The organism is Pantoea septica (genome assembly GCF_002095575.1).
Taxonomy (GTDB): domain Bacteria; phylum Pseudomonadota; class Gammaproteobacteria; order Enterobacterales; family Enterobacteriaceae; genus Pantoea; species Pantoea septica.
Genome location: NZ_MLJJ01000014.1, coordinates 33,837 through 53,062, shown reverse-complemented (window position 1 = coordinate 53,062; position 19,226 = coordinate 33,837). Strand labels below are relative to the sequence as shown.

At 60.3% G+C, this 19,226-nt stretch carries 21 protein-coding genes; 9 read left to right on the top strand and 12 right to left on the bottom strand.

Features of this window, described 5'->3' with window-relative positions:
* The first annotated feature begins 65 nt into the window (after positions 1-65).
* Both panE and yajL read left to right on the top strand, forming a co-directional pair.
* Positions 66-986, top strand: a complete 921-nt coding sequence (gene panE, locus HA46_RS09740; protein ID WP_084883941.1) for a 2-dehydropantoate 2-reductase — start codon at positions 66-68, stop codon at positions 984-986.
* Positions 940-1,536, top strand: coding sequence for a protein deglycase YajL (gene yajL / locus HA46_RS09735; protein ID WP_084883938.1), 597 nt, complete (start codon positions 940-942; stop codon positions 1,534-1,536). The genes panE and yajL overlap by 47 nt, the downstream gene beginning before the upstream one ends.
* A gap of 179 nt (positions 1,537-1,715) precedes the next feature.
* Here yajL and thiI read toward each other — a convergent pair whose 3' ends face one another.
* Positions 1,716-3,164, bottom strand: coding sequence for a tRNA uracil 4-sulfurtransferase ThiI (gene thiI / locus HA46_RS09730; protein ID WP_084883936.1), 1,449 nt, complete (start codon positions 3,162-3,164; stop codon positions 1,716-1,718).
* A gap of 231 nt (positions 3,165-3,395) precedes the next feature.
* On the opposite strand from thiI, the gene xseB reads away from it, so the two are divergent.
* From xseB to HA46_RS09710, 4 genes are read left to right on the top strand one after another with little or no spacing between them, the layout of a single operon-like run.
* On the top strand, positions 3,396-3,638 hold the full coding sequence (gene xseB / locus HA46_RS09725) for an exodeoxyribonuclease VII small subunit (protein WP_033752728.1): 243 nt from the start codon (positions 3,396-3,398) through the stop codon (positions 3,636-3,638).
* Positions 3,638-4,537 (top strand): (2E,6E)-farnesyl diphosphate synthase, encoded by a 900-nt coding sequence (gene ispA / locus HA46_RS09720; protein ID WP_033788794.1) that lies wholly within the window; start codon positions 3,638-3,640, stop codon positions 4,535-4,537. Before xseB ends, ispA begins: the two co-directional genes overlap by 1 nt.
* Positions 4,538-4,556: 19 nt before the next feature.
* On the top strand, positions 4,557-6,422 hold the full coding sequence (dxs, locus tag HA46_RS09715) for a 1-deoxy-D-xylulose-5-phosphate synthase (protein ID WP_084883932.1): 1,866 nt from the start codon (positions 4,557-4,559) through the stop codon (positions 6,420-6,422).
* Positions 6,423-6,478: 56 nt separating this feature from the next.
* Entirely contained in the window at positions 6,479-7,453 is a 975-nt protein-coding gene (locus tag HA46_RS09710) for an aldo/keto reductase (RefSeq protein WP_033788793.1), read from the top strand.
* Positions 7,454-7,691: 238 nt separating this feature from the next.
* Here the strand turns inward: HA46_RS09710 and pgpA are convergent, their stop codons facing one another.
* From pgpA to nrdR, 6 genes are all read right to left on the bottom strand, one after another.
* Entirely contained in the window at positions 7,692-8,189 is a 498-nt protein-coding gene (pgpA, locus tag HA46_RS09705) for a phosphatidylglycerophosphatase A (protein WP_033788792.1), read from the bottom strand.
* On the bottom strand, positions 8,176-9,153 hold the full coding sequence (gene thiL, locus HA46_RS09700) for a thiamine-phosphate kinase (protein ID WP_084883927.1): 978 nt from the start codon (positions 9,151-9,153) through the stop codon (positions 8,176-8,178). The genes pgpA and thiL overlap by 14 nt, the downstream gene beginning before the upstream one ends.
* A gap of 50 nt (positions 9,154-9,203) precedes the next feature.
* On the bottom strand, positions 9,204-9,623 hold the full coding sequence (nusB, locus tag HA46_RS09695) for a transcription antitermination factor NusB (protein ID WP_033752734.1): 420 nt from the start codon (positions 9,621-9,623) through the stop codon (positions 9,204-9,206).
* 19 nt (positions 9,624-9,642) lie between these two features.
* On the bottom strand, positions 9,643-10,113 hold the full coding sequence (gene ribH / locus HA46_RS09690) for a 6,7-dimethyl-8-ribityllumazine synthase (protein ID WP_033752735.1): 471 nt from the start codon (positions 10,111-10,113) through the stop codon (positions 9,643-9,645).
* 89 nt (positions 10,114-10,202) lie between these two features.
* On the bottom strand, positions 10,203-11,303 hold the full coding sequence (ribD, locus tag HA46_RS09685; protein WP_179944735.1) for a bifunctional diaminohydroxyphosphoribosylaminopyrimidine deaminase/5-amino-6-(5-phosphoribosylamino)uracil reductase RibD: 1,101 nt from the start codon (positions 11,301-11,303) through the stop codon (positions 10,203-10,205).
* A 2-nt stretch (positions 11,304-11,305) separates the two neighbouring features.
* Positions 11,306-11,755 (bottom strand): transcriptional regulator NrdR, encoded by a 450-nt coding sequence (gene nrdR, locus HA46_RS09680; protein WP_033788790.1) that lies wholly within the window; start codon positions 11,753-11,755, stop codon positions 11,306-11,308.
* Positions 11,756-11,933: 178 nt separating this feature from the next.
* Here nrdR and lysM point away from each other — a divergent pair, with 178 nt between their 5' ends.
* Positions 11,934-12,371: a peptidoglycan-binding protein LysM gene (lysM, locus tag HA46_RS09675; RefSeq protein ID WP_033752737.1), complete on the top strand. Its 438-nt coding sequence runs from the start codon at positions 11,934-11,936 to the stop codon at positions 12,369-12,371.
* Positions 12,372-12,388: 17 nt separating this feature from the next.
* A complete protein-coding gene (locus HA46_RS09670; protein WP_084883925.1) occupies positions 12,389-12,943 on the top strand; it encodes a SadB/YajI family lipoprotein in 555 nt (184 codons plus the stop codon).
* Between the two features lie 62 nt (positions 12,944-13,005).
* On the opposite strand, the gene secF is transcribed toward HA46_RS09670, so the two are convergent.
* From secF to queA, 5 genes are all read right to left on the bottom strand, one after another.
* A complete protein-coding gene (gene secF, locus HA46_RS09665) occupies positions 13,006-13,974 on the bottom strand; it encodes a protein translocase subunit SecF (RefSeq protein ID WP_033788787.1) in 969 nt (322 codons plus the stop codon).
* Between the two features lie 10 nt (positions 13,975-13,984).
* Entirely contained in the window at positions 13,985-15,832 is a 1,848-nt protein-coding gene (gene secD / locus HA46_RS09660) for a protein translocase subunit SecD (RefSeq protein ID WP_071997378.1), read from the bottom strand.
* 25 nt (positions 15,833-15,857) lie between these two features.
* The gene (yajC, locus tag HA46_RS09655; RefSeq protein ID WP_033752741.1) at positions 15,858-16,190 is read right to left on the bottom strand and encodes a preprotein translocase subunit YajC; all 333 of its coding nucleotides are present in this window, start codon (positions 16,188-16,190) and stop codon (positions 15,858-15,860) included.
* A 25-nt stretch (positions 16,191-16,215) separates the two neighbouring features.
* Positions 16,216-17,340 carry a tRNA guanosine(34) transglycosylase Tgt gene (tgt, locus tag HA46_RS09650; protein WP_033752742.1) on the bottom strand — a complete coding sequence of 375 codons (1,125 nt, stop codon included), beginning with the start codon at positions 17,338-17,340 and terminating at the stop codon, positions 16,216-16,218.
* A 76-nt stretch (positions 17,341-17,416) separates the two neighbouring features.
* Positions 17,417-18,487 carry a tRNA preQ1(34) S-adenosylmethionine ribosyltransferase-isomerase QueA gene (gene queA / locus HA46_RS09645; protein ID WP_084883922.1) on the bottom strand — a complete coding sequence of 357 codons (1,071 nt, stop codon included), beginning with the start codon at positions 18,485-18,487 and terminating at the stop codon, positions 17,417-17,419.
* Between the two features lie 105 nt (positions 18,488-18,592).
* On the opposite strand from queA, the gene HA46_RS09640 reads away from it, so the two are divergent.
* Positions 18,593-19,174 (top strand): ACP phosphodiesterase, encoded by a 582-nt coding sequence (locus tag HA46_RS09640; protein ID WP_033788783.1) that lies wholly within the window; start codon positions 18,593-18,595, stop codon positions 19,172-19,174.
* Positions 19,175-19,226 lie beyond the last annotated feature (52 nt).

The window sequence follows — 19,226 nt, the reverse complement described above, 5'->3', positions numbered from 1 at the left end:
CAACGCTATACTTACTATCGCTGTGTATAACAGAACAAACGACAAACCCGGATACGGGAGGCAGTATGAAGATTACCGTGTTGGGTTGTGGCGCTATTGGCCAGGTCTGGCTCGCCGCCCTGGCGCGCCAGGGCCACGAAGTGCAGGGATGGCTGCGCGTGCCGCAGCCCTACTGTTCCGTCAACGTGATTGATTACCAGGGGCAGGTGAGCAACAACACCTTTATCGCCAACGACCCGCTGTTTCTGGCCGCCAGCCAGTTGCTGCTGGTGACGCTCAAAGCGCCGCAGGTTTCGCCCGCGCTGCGCAATCTGCAGAGCGTGCTGTCGGACGATTGTCCGGTGCTGCTGCTGCACAACGGCATGGGTACGCTGGAAGAGCTGAAAGGCCTGAGCCAGCCGCTGCTGCGCGGCATCACCACGCATGCGGCGATGCGCGACGGCACGGTGATCAAACATGTCGCCAGCGGCATTACGCATATCGGCCCGGCAAACCGGAAAAGCGCGGCTTTTAGCGACCTCGCCGATATCCTGCACGCGGCGCTGCCGGACGTCGCCTGGCACGACAATATCGCCGCCGCCTGCTGGCGCAAGCTGGCGGTCAACTGCATCATCAACCCGCTAACGGTGGAGCACGACTGCCAGAACGGCGCGCTGCGCGCCTGGCCCGAGCAGATCGATCTGCTCTGCCAGGAGCTGAGCTGGGTGATGGAGCGAGAAGGCCAGCACATCAACGCCGACAGCCTGCGGGACATTGTCTACAACGTGATTGAAACCACCGCGGCCAATACCTCCTCTATGCTGCAGGACGTGCGCGCGCAGCGTCTGACTGAAATCGATTATATCTCCGGCTTTCTGCTGCGACGCGCGCGCGCGCAGGGCATCGCAGTGCCGGAAAACACTCGCCTTTATGAGCTCGTAAAACGCAAGGAGTCCCATTATGACCGCGAACACGCCAGTTCTCGTTTGCCTGGCACATGGCAGTGAAGAGACCGAGGCGGTCACCACTATCGATTTGCTGGTGCGCGGCGGCCTGAAAGTCGTCACCGCCAGCGTGGAGAGCGACGGCACGCGCGAAATCGTCTGTTCGCGCGGCGTGCGCCTGCTGGCGGATGCGCCGCTGGTGGAGGTGGCCGATGATGACTACGCGGCGATCGTGCTGCCGGGCGGTCTGAAAGGCGCGGAAACCTTCCGCGATAGTCCGCTGCTGGTGGAAACGGTGCGCCAGTTCCACCTCTCTGGCCGCATCGTCGCGGCGATCTGCGCGGCGGCCGGCACGGTACTGGTGCCGCACGACCTCTTTCCGGTGGGCAATATGACCGGCTTTCCCGGCTTAAAAGAGACGATCCCGGCGGAGAAGTGGATGGAAAGACGCGTGGTGTGGGATCCGCGCGTCAATCTGCTGACCAGCCAGGGGCCGGGCACGGCGATGGATTTCGCGCTTAAGCTCATCGATCTGCTGGCGGGAAAAGAGAAAGCGGCGGAGGTAGCGTCCCAGCTGGTGCTGGCGGCGGGCATCTACGATTACAGCGAGTAGCTTGTTCATCAGGTGCCGATGCAGGTGCCATGGCCCGATCGCAAAGACGCAAAAAACGTCATCCCTGACAGCTCGACCCGCGCAGTCCCTTACGCGGGACGCTTTGCTCTTCTGTCCATGTCACCCGCATTTCAGGTTGCAAGCAGTCTGAGGCTGCGCACTATGCGCAGCCTTTTTCATTACGGACGATAAACCTTCACGTTTTTGAAGCCCTGCTCGTGCAGATAGAGCGCCTGCAGCTTGCTCATCACGCCGCGATCGCAGTAGAGCAGCCAGGTCTTGCTCTGGTCGAGATCGCCGAACTGGCTGCTTAGCTTATAGAATGGCAGCGATTTCACCTCGGTGCCCTGCAGCGCCAGCGGCTTATCTTCCTGTTCGTCGATGGCGCGGATATCCAGCACCACATCGTCGCTGCCGAACGAGTCGACGGTTTCCACTTCCACGACTTCTTCTTCGGCCTGCTCGGCGATGTCGCGGATATCAACGTTGCTCGCCTCTTCCACCACGCGCTGCAGAATAGCGAAGTCGAAGTTTTGCTCTTCCGCTTCAATCTTCGCCTTAACCGCTTTCACCGTCGGGCTTTTAGAGATGACACCGCAATATTCCGGCATGGTGCTGGCGAAATCTTCGGTGCCAATCTCGCGCGCCACTTTGATGATGTGCTCTTTATCGTGCGAGATCAGCGGACGCAGGATCAGGGTATCGGAGGCGTTGTCGATCAGGCGCAGGTTGGTCAGCGTCTGGCTGGAGACCTGACCCAGCGCTTCGCCGGTCACCAGCGCCTGCACGCCGTAGCGCTCAGCGACCATCGACGCGGCGCGCACCATCATGCGCTTCAGCACCACGCCCATCTGGCCGTCATCCACTTTTTCCAGAATTTCGCCGACCACCGGTTCAAAGTTGATCGCCACAAAGCGCACGCGGTGCGAGCGGCCGAAGCGGTTCCAGATATAGTGCGCCACCTGGCGAACGCCGATTTCGTGCGCTGCGCCGCCGAGATTAAAGAAGCAGTAGTGCACGCGACAGCCGCGGCGCAGCAGCATATAGCTGGAGACGCCGGAGTCGAAGCCGCCGGAGATCAGCGACAGCACATCTTCCTGCGTGCCGATGGGGAAACCGCCTAGCCCTTCATAGCGGCCGGTGATCAGCATCAGCCGATCGTCGTCGATTTCGAGATGCACGGTGACGTCGGGCTTGTTCAGCTGAACCTTCGCGCTGGCAATATGCTGATTCAGGCCGCCGCCGACGTAGCGCTCTACGTCCTGCGAGCTAAACTCATGTTTACCGCGGCGCTTAACGCGCACGCAGAAGCTTTTGTTCTGCAGGCTCTCGCCATACTGCGCCAGCGTCTGCTCGAAAATATCGTGCACGTCGCTGTAGCTGCGATCTTCGACCGACAGCACGTGATGAATGCCGGGAATGCGGGTGAGCTCATCCACAATCACGCCGCGCAGCCCTTCGTCTTTCGACCGGACTTCGATGTGATCCCAGTGGCGCACCACGGCGATATCGTCGCCGACGGTTTTCAGCACGTTGCGAATATTGCTGGTGAGAATTTTAATAAAGCGCAACCGCACCGACTGACTTTTGATGGTGATTTCGGGAAATAACTTGATGATAAACTTCATGGCGACACGAATTCGTTGGGCAAATAAGTGCGAGCGAGCGGCACTTAGCTGGTAAAATCACAAAAATTGCGGGCTAAAGGGCGCAGCCGCATCCGAGGCGCGAGAGTATACCACCTTTGTCGGGTGACTGCTTCTGCAACCGCAGTCACATTGATTATTTTGCTAATCAAACGCTCTCCGCTACCATGACCGATTACGAGAGAAAGTCTTACACGTGAGTCGACACTGAATATGCCGAAAAAAGCCGAACAGCCCGCTAGTTTTGAAACCTCCTTGCAGCAGCTGGAGCAGATTGTCAGCCGGCTCGAGAGCGGCGAGCTGCCGCTGGAAGAGGCGCTGAATGAGTTTGAGCGCGGCGTACAGCTGGCGCGCAACGGTCAGCAAACGTTACAACAGGCCGAGCAGCGCGTACGCATTCTGCTCAGCGACGATAAAGACGCCGATCTCAGCCCCTTCACGCCGGAAAAAGAGTAATGGATTTTATTCACCTGCTGAGCCTTTATCCGGAGCGAGCCAATGCCGCGCTGTCTCGCTTATTAGCGCCGCTTCCCTTTCAGAGTTCTCCTCTGGTTAACGCTATGCGTTATGGGGCACTATTAGGCGGTAAACGCCTGCGCCCCTTTCTGGTCTACGCCACCGGCGAAATGTTCAACGCGGATCCAGCGAGCCTTGACGCGCCCGCCGCCGCCGTGGAATGCATTCACGCCTACTCCCTGATCCATGACGACCTGCCCGCGATGGATGACGATGCGTTGCGTCGCGGCCAGCCGACCTGTCATATCAAGTATGGCGAAGATACCGCGATACTCGCCGGCGATGCGCTGCAAACGCTGGCGTTTTCTATCCTGGCGGACGAGCCGATGCCGGGCGTCAGCGACGCCAGCCGCATCGCGATGATTGCCGAACTGGCGCGTGCCAGCGGCGTCGCGGGCATGTGCGGCGGCCAGGCGCTCGACCTGGCGGCGGAAGGCCAGCGGGTCGGGCTGGAACAGCTGGAGCAGATCCATCGCCATAAAACCGGCGCGCTGATCCGCGCCGCCGTGCGCCTTGGCGCGTTAGCGGCGGGCGAGCGCGGACGCGACGCGCTGCCAGCGCTGGATATCTACGCCGACGCCATCGGCCTCGCGTTTCAGGTACAAGACGATATTCTTGATGTGGTAGGCGATAGCGCCATCACCGGCAAAAAACAGGGCGCCGATCAGGATCTGGATAAAAGCACTTACCCGTCGCTGCTGGGGCTCGACAATGCCCGAGCGAAAGCCAGGGAGCTTCACCAGCAAGCGCTGAGCGCGCTGGATATTCTTGCGGCGCAATCGTTAGACACCACAGCATTGCAGGCGCTGGCAAGCTTCGTAATTGAACGCGACAAATAACTTCCATAATGAGTCTCTGATGAGTTTTGATATTGCAAAATACCCGACACTGGCGCAGGCAAGCACCGTTGAGGAGCTGCGTTCTCTCCCGAAAGAGTCGCTTCCGGCGCTGTGCGACGAGCTTCGCCAATACCTGCTGGACAGCGTAAGCCGCTCCAGCGGCCATTTCGCCTCGGGTCTGGGCGTCGTCGAGCTGACCGTCGCGCTGCATTACGTCTACAACACGCCGTTCGATCATCTGGTGTGGGACGTCGGACATCAGGCCTACCCGCATAAAATTCTGACCGGACGCCGCGACCGCATCGGCACTATTCGCCAGAAAAACGGCCTGCACCCCTTTCCATGGCGCGGCGAGAGCGAATATGACGTGCTCAGCGTCGGCCACTCCTCTACTTCCATCAGCGCCGGTCTCGGCATGGCGGCGGCGGCGGAGCGCGAAGGCCTGGGCCGCCGCACCGCCTGCATTATCGGCGACGGCGCCATTACCGCCGGTATGGCGTTTGAGGCGATGAACCACGCGGGCGATATCAAGCCCGATATGCTGGTAATCCTCAACGACAACGAGATGTCGATTTCGGAGAACGTCGGCGCGCTGAATAACCGTCTGGCGCAGATCCTGTCCGGCAAAACCTATTCGCGCCTGCGCGAAGGGGGCAAGCGCGTGCTGGGCGGACTGCCGCCGATTAAAGAGCTGGTGAAGCGCACTGAAGAACACCTGAAAGGCATGGTGGTGCCGGGTACGCTGTTTGAAGAGCTGGGCTTTAACTATATCGGCCCGGTGGACGGTCACGACGTGCTGACGCTGGTGACGACGCTGAAGAATATGCGCAGCCTGAAAGGGCCGCAGTTTCTGCATATCATGACCAAAAAAGGCAAAGGCTACGCGCCGGCGGAACAGGATCCAATCGCCTGGCACGCGGTGCCGAAGTTCGATCCCGCCAGCGGCGCGCTGCCTAAGAGCGCCGAAGGTCTGCCGAGCTACTCTAAAATTTTCGGCAGCTGGCTGTGCGAAATGGCGCAGGACGATCCAAAGCTGATGGCGATCACGCCGGCGATGCGCGAAGGCTCCGGCATGGTGGAGTTTTCGCGCCGCTACCCGGCGCAATATTTCGACGTGGCGATCGCCGAGCAGCATGCGGTGACTTTCGCCGCGGGCATGGCGATCGGCGGCTATAAGCCGATCGTCGCGATCTATTCCACCTTTCTGCAGCGCGCCTACGATCAGGTGATCCACGACGTGGCGATCCAGAGGCTGCCGGTGATGTTCGCCATCGATCGCGGCGGCATCGTCGGCGCCGACGGGCAGACCCATCAGGGCGCGTTCGACCTTGCGTTTCTGCGCTGCGTGCCGGAAATGGTGATTATGACGCCGAGCGACGAGAACGAATGTCGTCAGATGCTCTATACCGGCTATCACTATCAGGACGGGCCGAGCGCGGTGCGCTATCCGCGCGGCAATGCGGTCGGCGTCGAGTTGACGCCGCTGCAGAGTCTGCCGCTGGGCAAAGGCGTAGTGAAGCGCCAGGGCGAAAAGCTGGCGATCCTGAACTTCGGCACGCTGCTGCCTGCGGCGGCGGAAGCGGCGGAAGCGCTTAACGCCACGCTGGTGGATATGCGCTTCGTTAAGCCGCTGGATGAAGCGCTGATCGCCGAGCTGGCGCAGAGTCACGAATCGCTGGTGACGCTGGAAGAAGGCGCGATTAAAGGCGGCGCGGGCAGCGGCGTCAACGAGACGGTGATGGCGAAGCGCCTGCGCGTCTCGGTGCTTAACCTCGGCCTGCCGGATGAGTTTATTCCGCAGGGCACTCAGGATGAAGTGCGTCACGATTACCAGCTGGACGCGCAAGGCATTCAGCAGCAAATCCGCGACTGGCTCGCGCAGTAATCCCCTGCCCTCCTCTCCTGCTATGCTTGATGGTTTAATGCATAGCAGGAGCTTCCATGAAAACCACTCAGTTAGGCAACACCGACCTTCAGGTTTCCCGTCTCTGCCTTGGCTGCATGACTTTTGGCGAGCCGGACCGCGGTCGCCACGCCTGGACGCTGCCGGAAGCGAGCAGCCGTCCACTGATCCAGCAGGCGCTGGAGGCAGGCATTAACTTTTTCGATACCGCGAACAGCTATTCCGATGGCAGCAGCGAAGAGATCGTCGGCCGCGCGCTGAAGGCATTCGCGCGCCGCGAGGAGATCGTGGTCGCTACCAAGGTTTACTTCCCGCTCAGCAATCTGTCGCAGGGCCTGTCGCGCAAAAATATTATGCAGTCGATCGACGACAGCCTGCGCCGCCTGGATATGGAGTATGTCGACCTGCTGCAAATTCACCGCTGGGATTATGAGACGCCGCTGGAGGAGACGCTGGAAGCGCTGAGCGACGTGGTGAAGGCGGGCAAAGCGCGCTATATCGGCGCCTCTTCGATGCATGCCTGGCAGTTCGCCAAAGCGGTTTATACCCAGCGGCAGCACGGCTGGGCGCCGTTCGTCAGCATGCAGGATCAGTACAACCTGATTCAGCGCGAAGAGGAGCGCGAGATGCACCCGCTCTGTCAGGCGGAGAATATCGCCGTGCTGCCGTGGAGCCCGCTGGCGCGCGGCAGGCTGACGCGCCCCTGGGGCGAAGCCACCGCGCGTACCGCCTCGGACGAGTATGGTAAAACCCTCTATAGCGCGACGGAAGAGAACGATGCGGCGATTGCGCAGCGCGTGGAGGCGATTGCCGCACAGAAAGGGGTGAGCCGCGCGCAGGTGGCCCTCGCCTGGCTGCTGCATAAGCCCGCCGTTACCGCGCCGATTATCGGCGCATCGCGCGCCGAGCAGCTGGCGGACCTGGTCAAAGCGGTTGAGGTGGAACTAAGTACTGAGGAAATTGCCGAGCTGGAGACGGTTTATCAGCCGCATCCGGTAGTAGGCTTCGAATAAAGTTCCCTTTCAGGCCGCACAATGTCACTACAAGCGGGTGGCATGGGCAGAAGAGCAAAGCGTCCCGCGCCAGGGACAAAAACGCCGGGAGCGTTTTTGAACAACGCACAGCGTTGGCCCGGTAACGGGCGCACCTCAGGGATGAGGTGCGTATCTGCGCGGGCCGAGCGAGCATGGACGCCTTGAGCGACTTTGCGATCGGCCCATGCCACCCGCGTGGGCACACTATGGCAGCCTGTCAGGCCGCCAGCCACACCCCTGCCGCATAGAGCAGCGCCGCTGAGATCACGCCGGCGATGATATCGTCCACCATAATCCCCATGCCGCCGTGCACGTTACGATCGAACCAGCGGATCGGCCAGGGCTTCCACATATCGAAAATGCGGAACACCACAAAACCGGCCAGCACCCACTGCCAGCTATTCGCCGGAATCGCCATCAGCGTAATCCACATGCCGATAAACTCGTCCCAGACGATGCTGCCGTGATCGTGCACGCCCATATCTTTGGCGGTGCGGTGGCAGATATAGACGCCAAGGCTAATGCCCAACAGCACGATCAGCGAATAGAGATCCTGCGGCAGCCGCGCCATCAGCCACCAGAACGGGATCGCCGCCAGTGAACCCATCGTGCCCGGCACATAAGGACTCAACCCGCTACCGAAACCGGTGGCGAGCAGATGCCAGGGATTACTCATGCGCAGACGGCCCTTCGCCACATCCTTATTTCGCGTCAAAATGATCAAATCCTTTATGGCTGAAGGTAACCGGTTTGCCGTGCTCCAGCAGCATTAGCCCTTCCGCTTCCGGCATCAGCTGCCCGATGCAGGTAAAAGGCACCCCAAGGTGGCCCAGCGCTACGTCGAGCGCGCCGCGGTTCATCTCCGGTACGGTGAAGCAGAGCTCGTAATCCTCGCCGCCGCTCAGCGCCCAGCGCAGCACCTGCTCAGGCTCGAAATGGTCGCGCAGCGCAGACGACAGAGGCAGCGCCTCCAGATTCAGCCGCGCGCCGCAGCCGCTGGCCTTGAGAATATGGCCGAGATCGGAAATCAGGCCGTCGGAGAGATCGATCGCCGCCGAGGCGAGCGAACGCAGCGCCTGGCCCTGCAGGATGCGCGGCATCGGCCGCAGGTGGCGCTTAATCAGCGCCTCATGCACCGCCGGCTCGTTAATGCGATGACGATGCTGCAGCAGCGCCAGGCCCGCAGCGCTGTCGCCCAGCGTGCCGGTCACGTAGATCCAGTCGCCCGGCTTCGCGCCCGATCGCTTCAGCGCGCGCCCCTGCGGCACCAGGCCGTGGATGCCGAGCGTCATGCTCAGCGGGCCGCGCGTGGTATCGCCGCCCACCAGCTGCATATCGTAATACTCCAGCAGCTCGAACAGGCTTTCGCTAAAGGCTTTCAGCCACTCTTCGTCGACCTCCGGCAGCGTCAGCGCCAGCGTCAGCCAGGCCGGATCGGCCCCCATGGCCGCCAGATCGCTGAGGTTGACCGCCAGCGCTTTATAGCCGAGATCGGCAGGGTGGATATCGCGTAAAAAGTGGACGCCCGCCACCAGCGTATCGGTGCTGATTGCCAGCGTCTGTTTCTCCGGCACGCACATCAGCGCGCAGTCGTCGCCGATGCCGGTCTCGACGTCGCGGCGGCTGCGGGTTCTGCGATTAAAATAGCGTGCGATGAGTTCGAATTCGCCACAGGACATGGTTGCGTTCCGCTTACTGATGAAAAAAGGCCAGCAAGCTGGCCTTTTCTTTATTTGCGATTGGGTCTGATTTGTGGAGCGGCTTTATCCAGCACGCCGTTGACGAACTTATGGCTATCTTCGGCGCCAAAGACTTTCGCCAGCTCAATACCTTCGTTGATTGCCACTTTGTAGGGCACATCAGCGCGCTTGCTCAGTTCATACAGCGAAATACGCAGGATTGCTTTTTCTACCTGGCCCAGCTCTTCAAGCTGGCGCGACAGGTAAGGTTTCATCAGCCCATCCAGATACGCGCTGTTGGTCGCCACACCGGACAGCAGTTCGCGGAAATAGGTAATGTCGACGTCTTTGACGTCCTGTTCCGCCAGAAACTGGTATTCCACATCGGCAATGTCGTTTTTAGACAATTGCCAGGAGTAAAGCGCCTGGACAGCGCACTCGCGGGCGCGGCGACGAGCAGCAGGTTTCACAAAATTCCCCTTACAAAAATCAGGCTTTGATGGCTTTCAATACGTTAATCATTTCGAGTGCGGTCAGGGCCGCTTCGGCGCCTTTGTTACCCGCTTTGGTACCGGCACGCTCAATAGCCTGCTCGATATTTTCCGTGGTCAGCACGCCGAAAGTCACCGGGATTTCGCTGGTCATCGCGACGTTAGCGATGCCGGAGCTGGCTTCGCCGGCGACATATTCAAAGTGGGCGGTGCCGCCGCGAATGACGGTGCCCAGCGCCACGATGGCGTCGTGCTTACCGCTGTTCGCCAGCGCGCGGGCTGCCAGCGGCAGTTCGTATGCGCCAGGAACCCAGACGACGGTGATGTTTTCATCTTTCACCTGACCGATACGCTTCAGGGCATCGATCGCGCCGTGCAGCAGGCTGTCGTTGATGAAGTTGTTAAAACGCGCGATAACGATGGCGACATTGGCCTCAGGCGTGGCAACAGCAGCTTCGATAACTTTCATACTTATCCTTTCAGGGTTTTGTTATGGCCCCGCAGGGGGGCGGATTCTATCACACTCTTTGGCGGCGTGCTCTCGCTTTTCCGCCGCGGTCAGCGCGGCGTCAGCGTCAGGCGCAGATCGGGACCGACCTGGCGCACGTCGCTAAATGAAAAGGCCGGCGCATCGGCCAGCTGCGCTAAGCCGGGCAGCTGGCACAGGCCGCGCGCGGCGTCGCCGAGCAGCCTCGGCGCCATATAGACGATCAGCTCGTCCACCACGCCCGTCTGCAGCAGCGCGCCAGCCAGCGACGCGCCCGCTTCGACCCACAGGCTGTTCACCTGCTGTTTGCCCAGCAGCATCATTAGCGCCACCAGGTCGAGCTGCTCGCCGCGCGGCGGCACGGCGATCTGCGTCACGCTCTCCGGCCAGGCCTGCTGATCCGGCGCGGCGCGCATCAGCCAGGTTTCGCCCGGCTGGGCAATCAGTTTATGCTGCGGCGTCACCCGATTGCGGCTGTCGACGATCACGCGCAGCGGCTGCCGCAGCTCTGCTTCGTTCAGCAGCGACTGCGACTCGCTATCGAGCTCTGCCCAGCGCACCGTCAGCGACGGATCGTCCGCCAGCACGGTGGCGCTGCTGCTGAGGATGGCGGAGCTCTGCGCCCGCAAACGCTGCACGTCGCGACGCGCGGCGGCGGAGGTAATCCACTGGCTTTCGCCGCTCGCCATGGCGGTGCGGCCATCCAGCGAGGCGCCGAGCTTGAGCTGAACAAACGGAAACCCGGTGCGCATGCGCTTCAGAAAGCCGCGATTCAGCGCTTCCGCTTCCGCCATCATCAGCCCGTGGCTGACTGCGACACCCGCCTGCTGCAGGCGGTAAAGTCCGCGCCCGGCGACCTGCGGATTGGGATCCTGCATCGCCGCGACCACGCGGCTAACGCCGGCGGCGATCAGCGCGTCGCAGCACGGCGGCGTGCGGCCGTGGTGGCTGCACGGCTCGAGCGTGACGTAGGCGGTGGCGCCGCGCGCCCTGTCGCCCGCCATGCGCAGCGCGTGCACCTCGGCATGCGGCTCGCCGGCGCGCTGATGCCAGCCTTCGCCGACGATCTCGCCGTCGCGTACGATAACGCAGCCCACGTTGGGATTGGGCGTCGTGGTAAAACGTCCGCGCCGCGCCAGCTCCAGCGCGCGCGCCATATAGCGTTCATCCATAATCAATCCTGTAATCTGGCAATCTCCGCGCCGAAATCGCGAATATCTTCAAAGCTGCGGTAGACCGAGGCGAAACGAATATAGGCGACCTTATCGAGCTTTTTCAGCTCGTCCATCACCAGATTGCCGATCAGCTTGCTGGGAATCTCTCGCTCGCCGGTGGCGCGCAGCTGGGTTTTGATATGGTTTACCGCACTTTCCACCGCATCGGCGCTGACCGGGCGCTTTTCCAGCGCCTTCATCATGCCGCTGCTGAGCTTGTCTTCATTAAAGGGTTCGCGCACGTCATTGCTTTTCACTACCCGCGGCATCACCAGCTCCGCCACTTCGAAGGTGGTGAAGCGCTCATGGCACACCAGACACTGCCGGCGTCGCCGAACGGACGATCCTTCACTAACCAGACGTGAATCAATGACTTTAGTGTCCACAGCAGAGCAAAATGGGCAGTGCATGACCTTTCCTGACGCTAAACAAATGGGCCACACAGTGTAGCGCGAATGGCATGTCAACAAAATGTATAAGCGTGCCTTTCCTCTTTTGCCAATCGGCAGGAGAGGTCGCGAGAAAGTGTCTATGCTTACAGATGTCGTCAGAAAGACGGCCTACACCATGACAATCTGGAGGATATATATGGGTTTGTTTAACTTTGTGAAAGAGGCAGGCGAAAAACTGTGGGACGCGGTATCCGGCCATGATGATGCCAGCAAAAAGCTGAAAGAGCACATCGACAAGCTGGGCTTACCTGACAGCGACAAAGTAAACGTAGCGGTCAACGGCGACACCGTAACGGTGAGCGGAGATGGCATTTCTCAGGAGCTGAAAGAGAAAATTCTGGTGGCGGCCGGCAACGTCGCGGGCATCACCAAAGTCGACGACCAGGTCAAAACAGCCGACGGCGCGCCGGAAGCGGAATTCTATACCGTGAAAAAAGGCGACACGCTGAGCGCAATTTCGAAAGCGGTTTACGGCAACCCCAACGAATACAATAAGATTTTCGAAGCCAACAAGCCGATGTTGACCCACCCTGACAAAATCTATCCGGGCCAGGTATTACGCATTCCTAAATAACGGACAAGGAAGACTTTATGATCAGGACGGTTTGGGCGCCGCTGGCGTGCGCGATGGCGCTGTTAAGCGGCTGTAGCTCGACGCCCGCCAGCCCCAAAGTGAATCAGCTGCATCAGGAAGTGAGCCAGCTGAATCAGCAGATGCGCCACCTGACCACTCAGGCGAGCGCCATCGAAATCCAGGGGCAGCTTAACAGCAACTCGACGCAGGGCGCCTGGCTGGTGCCGCAGGCTGACACGCCGGTCGAGCTGCAAACCCAGCTCGGCAAGCTGCGCCTCTCGCTGACGCGCGTAGCGGCGGAAGCTAATGGCACGCGCGCTAACCTGACCATCAGCGCCACAGACAGCCAGCCCGTTCCGGCGCTGCGCGCGCGCGTGGTATGGGGCGAGCGCGATCCGGCGACGGGCAAGCCGCTTGACGCCACCAGCCTGAGCCAGGCGATCGAGGTGCCAGCCGCGCTGCTGCCGCGCGCCTCGGTTATCGTGCCGCTGCGCCTGAGCGGCCTGACGCCGGACCAGCTCGGTTTCGTGCGCGTGCACGACGTAGTGGGCGACGCGCCCGCCGCGCAGTAACAGAAGCGCCCAAACAAAACGGGCTGCCAGATGGCAGCCCGTTTTTTTATTACGCTTGCGCGTTACGGCATGATTGAAGGCTGGTCCGCGCCCTCTTTCTCCACCTTCTGCACCAGCATATGTTCGCGCTTCATGCCCAGCTTCAGCGCCAGCGCGGAAGAGACATAAATCGACGAAATGGTACCGATGGAGACGCCGATCAGCATCGTCAGCGAGAAGCCTTTCAGCAGCGCGCCGCCGAAGATGAACAGGATCAGGATCATCGCCAGCGTGGTGAGGGAGGTGATCAAGGTACGGCTCAACGTCTGGGTCAGCGACACGTTGGTGATATCGTAAGAAGAGCCGCGGCGGATCTTGCGGAAGTTCTCGCGAATACGGTCGGATACCACGATTTTATCGTTAAGCGAGTAGCCAATCACCGACATCAGCGAGGCGACGATGGTCAGATCGATCTCGATGTGCGCCAGCGACAGAATGCCGCAGGTGATGATCACGTCGTGCGCCAGCGCCAGCACGGTGCCGAGCGCCAGACGCCACTCAAAGCGAAAGCCGATATAGATCAGAATCGCAATCAGCGCCGCCAGCAGCGCCATCGCGCCCGCCTGCGCCAGGTCGTTGCCCACGCTCGGGCCGACGAACTCAATGCGCTTCACCGTCGCGTTCTGCTGGGTGGTCTGATTGATGATGGTGATGATCTTGTTGCCTAGCTCCTGGCCGGCCGGTCCGTCCATGGGCGCCATGCGCACCATTACGTCGCGGCTGCTGCCGAAGTTCTGCACGATAGGATCGGCATAACCCGCTTTTTCCAGCCCGTCACGCAGCGTATCCAGCTCTGCGGGTTTCTCCAGCGCGATCTCGATCACCGTACCGCCGGTAAAATCGAGACCCCAGTTGAAACCGCGCACTGAGACCATGGCGATAGACGCCACGATCAGCAGGCCGGAGATAATAAACGCCAGCGTGTCCCAGCGCATAAAGTCGACGACTTTACGCCCGTGGTTCAGCTGTTCAATATTGTATTCCTGTGCCACAACGCACTCCTCAGATAGACAGCTTGTTGATGCGCTTGCCGCCGTACACCAGGTTCACGATGGCGCGCGTTCCAACGATCGCGGTAAACATCGAGGTGGCGATACCAATAGCGGTGGTAATCGCAAAGCCTTTAATTGAACCTGTACCAACGGCATACAGGATGATGACCTTGATCAGCGTGGTCACGTTAGCATCGACGATACTGGAGAAGGCGCCTTTATAGCCTTCATGAATCGCCTGCTGCACGGAACGGCCGTTTCTCAGCTCTTCCTTAATACGCTCGTTAATCAGTACGTTCGCATCCACCGCCACCGCCAGCGTCAGCACGATACCGGCGATACCCGGCATCGTGAGCGTGGCGCCCGGCAGCAGCGACATGACGCCGACAATCAGCACCAGGTTGCACAGCAGCGCGCTGGTGGCGATCAGCCCGAACTTTTTATAGAACACCACCATAAACAGAATCGAAGCGATCAGGCCCCACAGGCAGGCTTCAAGCCCCTGCGTGATATTCTGCGCGCCCATGGTCGGCCCGATGGTGCGCTCTTCCACGATCTGAATCGGCGCAATCAGCGCGCCCGCACGCAGCAGCAGCGAGAGCTGACGCGCTTCGTTCGGGTTGTTGATGCCGGTGATGCGGAAACTGTTGCCGAGGCGAGACTGGATATTGGCGACGTTAATCACCTCTTCCTGTTTCACCAGCACCGCGCGACCGTTGGCGTCTTTCTTACCGCTGTCTTTGTACTCCACAAACAGGGTCGCCATCGGCTTGCCGATGTTGTCCTTGGTGAAGTTAGACATGATATTGCCGCCCGCGCCGTCCAGGGAGATATTGACCTGCGGCTGGTTGTACTCGTCCATGCTGGATGTTGAGTCGGTGATATGGTCACCGGTCAGGATTACGCGCTTGTAGAGCACAACCGGCTGACCTTCGCGCGTCTGTTTCACTTCCGAGTCGCCCGGCACGCGGCCGTTGGCGGCGGCGGTCGGATCGGCGGTGGTGTTCACCAGACGGAACTCCAGCGTCGCAGTGGCGCCGAGGATCTCTTTGGCGCGCGCGGTATCCTGAATGCCTGGCAGTTCAACGACGATGCGATCGGTGCCCTGACGCTGCACCAGCGGTTCGGCGACGCCGAGCTGGTTAACGCGGTTACGCAGAATAGTGATGTTCTGCTGAACGGCGTATTCGCGCGCTTCGCTGAGGCGCGCGTCGCTCATCACCGCGCGCAGCGCGTCGCTGCCGCTGGAGGAGATGACCATGTCGCGATGGCGGGCGCTCAGCCAGTTAATCGCGGCATCGCGGCTATCGCCGTCGCGGAAACGGATTTCCACGCCGTAGTTGGCGATTTTATTGACGTTGGTATAGGGGATATTCTTTTCGCGCAGATCGCTGCGCAGGCTGTCGGCATTCTGCTCCTGCAGCTTGCCCAGCGCGGTGTCCATATCCACTTCCATCAGGAAGTGCACGCCGCCGCGCAGATCCAGACCGAGCTTCATCGGCTCAGCCGCCAGCATGCTCAGCCAGCGCGGGGTAGCCGGCGCGAGGTTGAGCGCGACGACGTAGTTCTCGCCAAGCTTATTCACAATCGCTTCACGGGCGCGCAGCTGCACATCCGTGTTGGGGAAGCGCGCCAGAATGGCGCCGTTTTCCAGCGCGAGGGATTTGCTCTGGATATTCTCTTGTTTTAACAGGTTCTGAATCTGATCCAACGTTTGTTCACTGGCGGCGACGCCGCGCGCGCCAGTGATCTGAACGGCCGGATCCTCACCATACAGGTTGGGAAGCGCATAGAGCAGGCCGACGAGAATGACGACGACCAGCATCACGTACTTCCACAAAGGATAACGATTTAACACGGCAGTTCCCTTAGGGAAGTAAATATTAGAGCGCCTTCATCGTACCTTTCGGCAGGACGGCGGCCACGAAATCACGTTTGATAACCACTTCGTTAGTCTCGTTCAGGGCGATTGAAACATAGCCCGTGTCGGACACTTTCGTCACGCGACCTACCAGGCCGCCGCTGGTCAGCACTTCGTCGCCTTTAGCGATGGAATCCATCAGCTTCTTGTGCTCTTTCGCACGCTTCTGCTGCGGACGCAGGATCATGAAGTAAAAAATCAGGCCAAACACCACCAGCATGATCACCAGAGAATACGGACTTCCCTGCGACGGTGCACCTGCGGCAGCCACGGCGTCAGAAATGAAAAAGCTCATTTAATTTCCCTCATTGATAGAATTATCAGACGTTTAACGGCGGAACCGCTTTGCCCGTCCGTTGGTAGAACTCGCTAACAAAGCGCTCCAATTTACCCTCTTCGATAGCCTGGCGTAAACCCGCCATCAGGCGCTGGTAGTAGCGCAGGTTATGAATGGTATTCAGGCGCGCGCCGAGTATTTCGTTACAGCGATCAAGATGATGCAAGTAGGCGCGGCTGTAATTGCGACAGGTGTAGCAATCACACTCCGCATCCAGCGGCGAGGTGTCGTCTTTATGCTTCGCGTTACGGATTTTCACCACGCCGTCGGTGACGAACAGATGGCCGTTGCGCGCGTTGCGCGTCGGCATCACGCAGTCGAACATATCAATGCCGCGACGTACGCCTTCCACCAGATCTTCCGGCTTGCCGACGCCCATCAGGTAACGAGGTTTATCCTGCGGGATCTGCGGACAAACGTGCTCCAGGATGCGATGCATGTCCTCTTTCGGCTCACCCACCGCCAGGCCGCCCACAGCGTACCCATCAAAGCCAATCTCTACCAGACCTTTGACCGAGACATCACGTAAATCTTCGTAAACAGAGCCCTGGATAATGCCGAACAGGGCGTTCTTGTTGCCCAGGCTGTCGAAGCGATCGCGGCTGCGTCGTGCCCAGCGCAGCGACATCTCCATCGAGCGCTTCGCGTAGTCCCAGTCCGCCGGGTATGGCGTGCATTCGTCGAAAATCATCACGATGTCCGATCCCAGATCGAACTGGATCTCCATCGATTTTTCAGGATCGAGGAAGATCGGGTCGCCGTTGATCGGGTTGCGGAAGTGAACGCCCGCTTCGGTAATCTTGCGGATATCGCCGAGGCTGAACACCTGGAAACCGCCGGAATCGGTCAGGATCGGCCCTTTCCACTGCATAAAGTCATGCAGATCGCCGTGCAGCTTCATGATCTCCTGGCCAGGACGCAGCCAGAGATGGAAGGTATTGCCGAGGATAATCTGCGCGCCGGTTTCCTGGACCTCTTCCGGCGTCATGCCCTTAACCGTGCCGTAGGTGCCCACCGGCATAAACGCCGGGGTTTCCACCACGCCGCGATCGAAAATCAGACGGCCACGGCGCGCGCGCCCGTCGGTAGTGTCGAGTTCAAACTTCACAAAGCCTCCATCAGAGAAACAGTCTGATGCGATGGTTAAACAAGCGGTTTACGGCGCCGCCGTAAACCGGACGTCATCAGGCGCCGACCTTCTCGTTCGGTGCCTGCGGATTTTTCGTAATGAACATCGCGTCCCCATAGCTGAAAAAGCGATATTGTTCAGCCACAGCGGCCTGATAGGCCGCCATGGTGTGCTGATAGCCGGCAAAGGCCGACACCAGCATGATCAGGGTCGATTCCGGCAGGTGGAAATTGGTGATCAGCGCGTCGATCACCTGATACTGGTAGCCGGGATAGATAAAAATCTGTGTGTCGTCGAAGAAAGGCGCAATCAACGCTTGCTGGCTTGCCTGCGCCGCGCTCTCCAGCGAGCGCACCGAGGTGGTGCCGACGGCGACCACTTTATTGCCGCGCGCTTTGCACGCCAGCACCGCGTCGACCACCTCCTGCGGCACCTCGGCATATTCGGAGTGCATTACATGCTCTTCGATGCTGTCGACGCGCACCGGCTGAAAGGTGCCCGCGCCGACGTGCAGCGTCACGAACGCCATCTCAACGCCCTTTTCGCGCAGTGCCGCCAGCAGCGGCTCGTCAAAGTGCAGTCCAGCGGTCGGCGCCGCCACGGCGCCGGGACGCGCGCTATAGACGGTCTGATAAAGCTCGCGATCCGCCTCTTCGTCGGGACGGTCGATATAGGGCGGCAGCGGCATATGGCCGACGCTGTTAAGAATATCCAGCACCGCGCGGTCATCTTCGAACGCAATCTCGAACAGGGCGTCGTGACGCGCCACCATCGTCGCCTTCACGCTCTCGTCGTCCCCCAGCAGCAGCTGCGCGCCAGGCTTCGGCGCTTTAGATGCGCGCACGTGCGCCAGCACGCGCTTCTCATCCAGCATGCGCTCCACCAGCATTTCGATTTTGCCGCCGCTCGCCTTCCGGCCGTAAACGCGCGCCGGGATCACCCGCGTATTGTTGAACACCAGCAAATCGCCGGGATTCAGCTTCTCCAGCACGTCGGTAAAGACCCCGTGCGTCAGCTGCCCGCTCGGACCGTCCAGCGACAGCAGGCGACAACCGCTGCGCTGCGCCTGCGGATAGTGGGCGATAAGAGATTCAGGCAACTCAAAAGTAAAATCGGCGACACGCATGGCTAACTTCTTACTCAGGCATAAAAACAGGCGGCACAGTTTAGCGGAAAAGCGGCCAATTCTGAACAACTGGCTGCACGTTCGCACTTCTGGCTATAATGCGGCATGAACTTTCTTGCCCATCTTCACCTCGCTCACCTCGCCGAAAGCTCGCTGCTCGGCAACCTGCTGGCGGATTTCGTGCGCGGAAACCCGTACGAACAGTGGCCGACGCCGGTTGCCGACGGCATTCTGATGCACCGCCGCCTCGATGCGATGACCGACTCCCTGCCGGAAGTGCAGGAGGCGCGCCCGCTATTTCGTCCGGAAACCCGCCGCGTCGCGCCCATTACGCTTGACGTGGTGTGGGATCATTTTCTCGCCCGCCACTGGGCAACCATCCATCCTGAGATCTCGCTGGCGGCCTTCTCGCGCTTCGCTGAACAGCGCGTGGTGCCGCAGATGGCGGGCACGCCGGAGAGTTTTCAGGCGCTGAACGCGGTGATGTGGCGCGAACGCTGGTTCGAGCACTACGCCGATCCGGCGCGCATGGCGCGCGTCCTCAGCGGCATGGCCCAGCGGCGGCCGCGTCTCGCCGCGCTGCGAGACTCTTATCAGGATTTCATCGACCACTACGACCAGCTGGAAACGCTCTTTTTCCGCTTCTACCCGCGCCTGATGGCGCTTGCGAATGAAGGCAAGTTATAGTCAAATATTGCCCGCCAGGCATGGATAGCCTTGCGGAACTCTATGCTTTTAC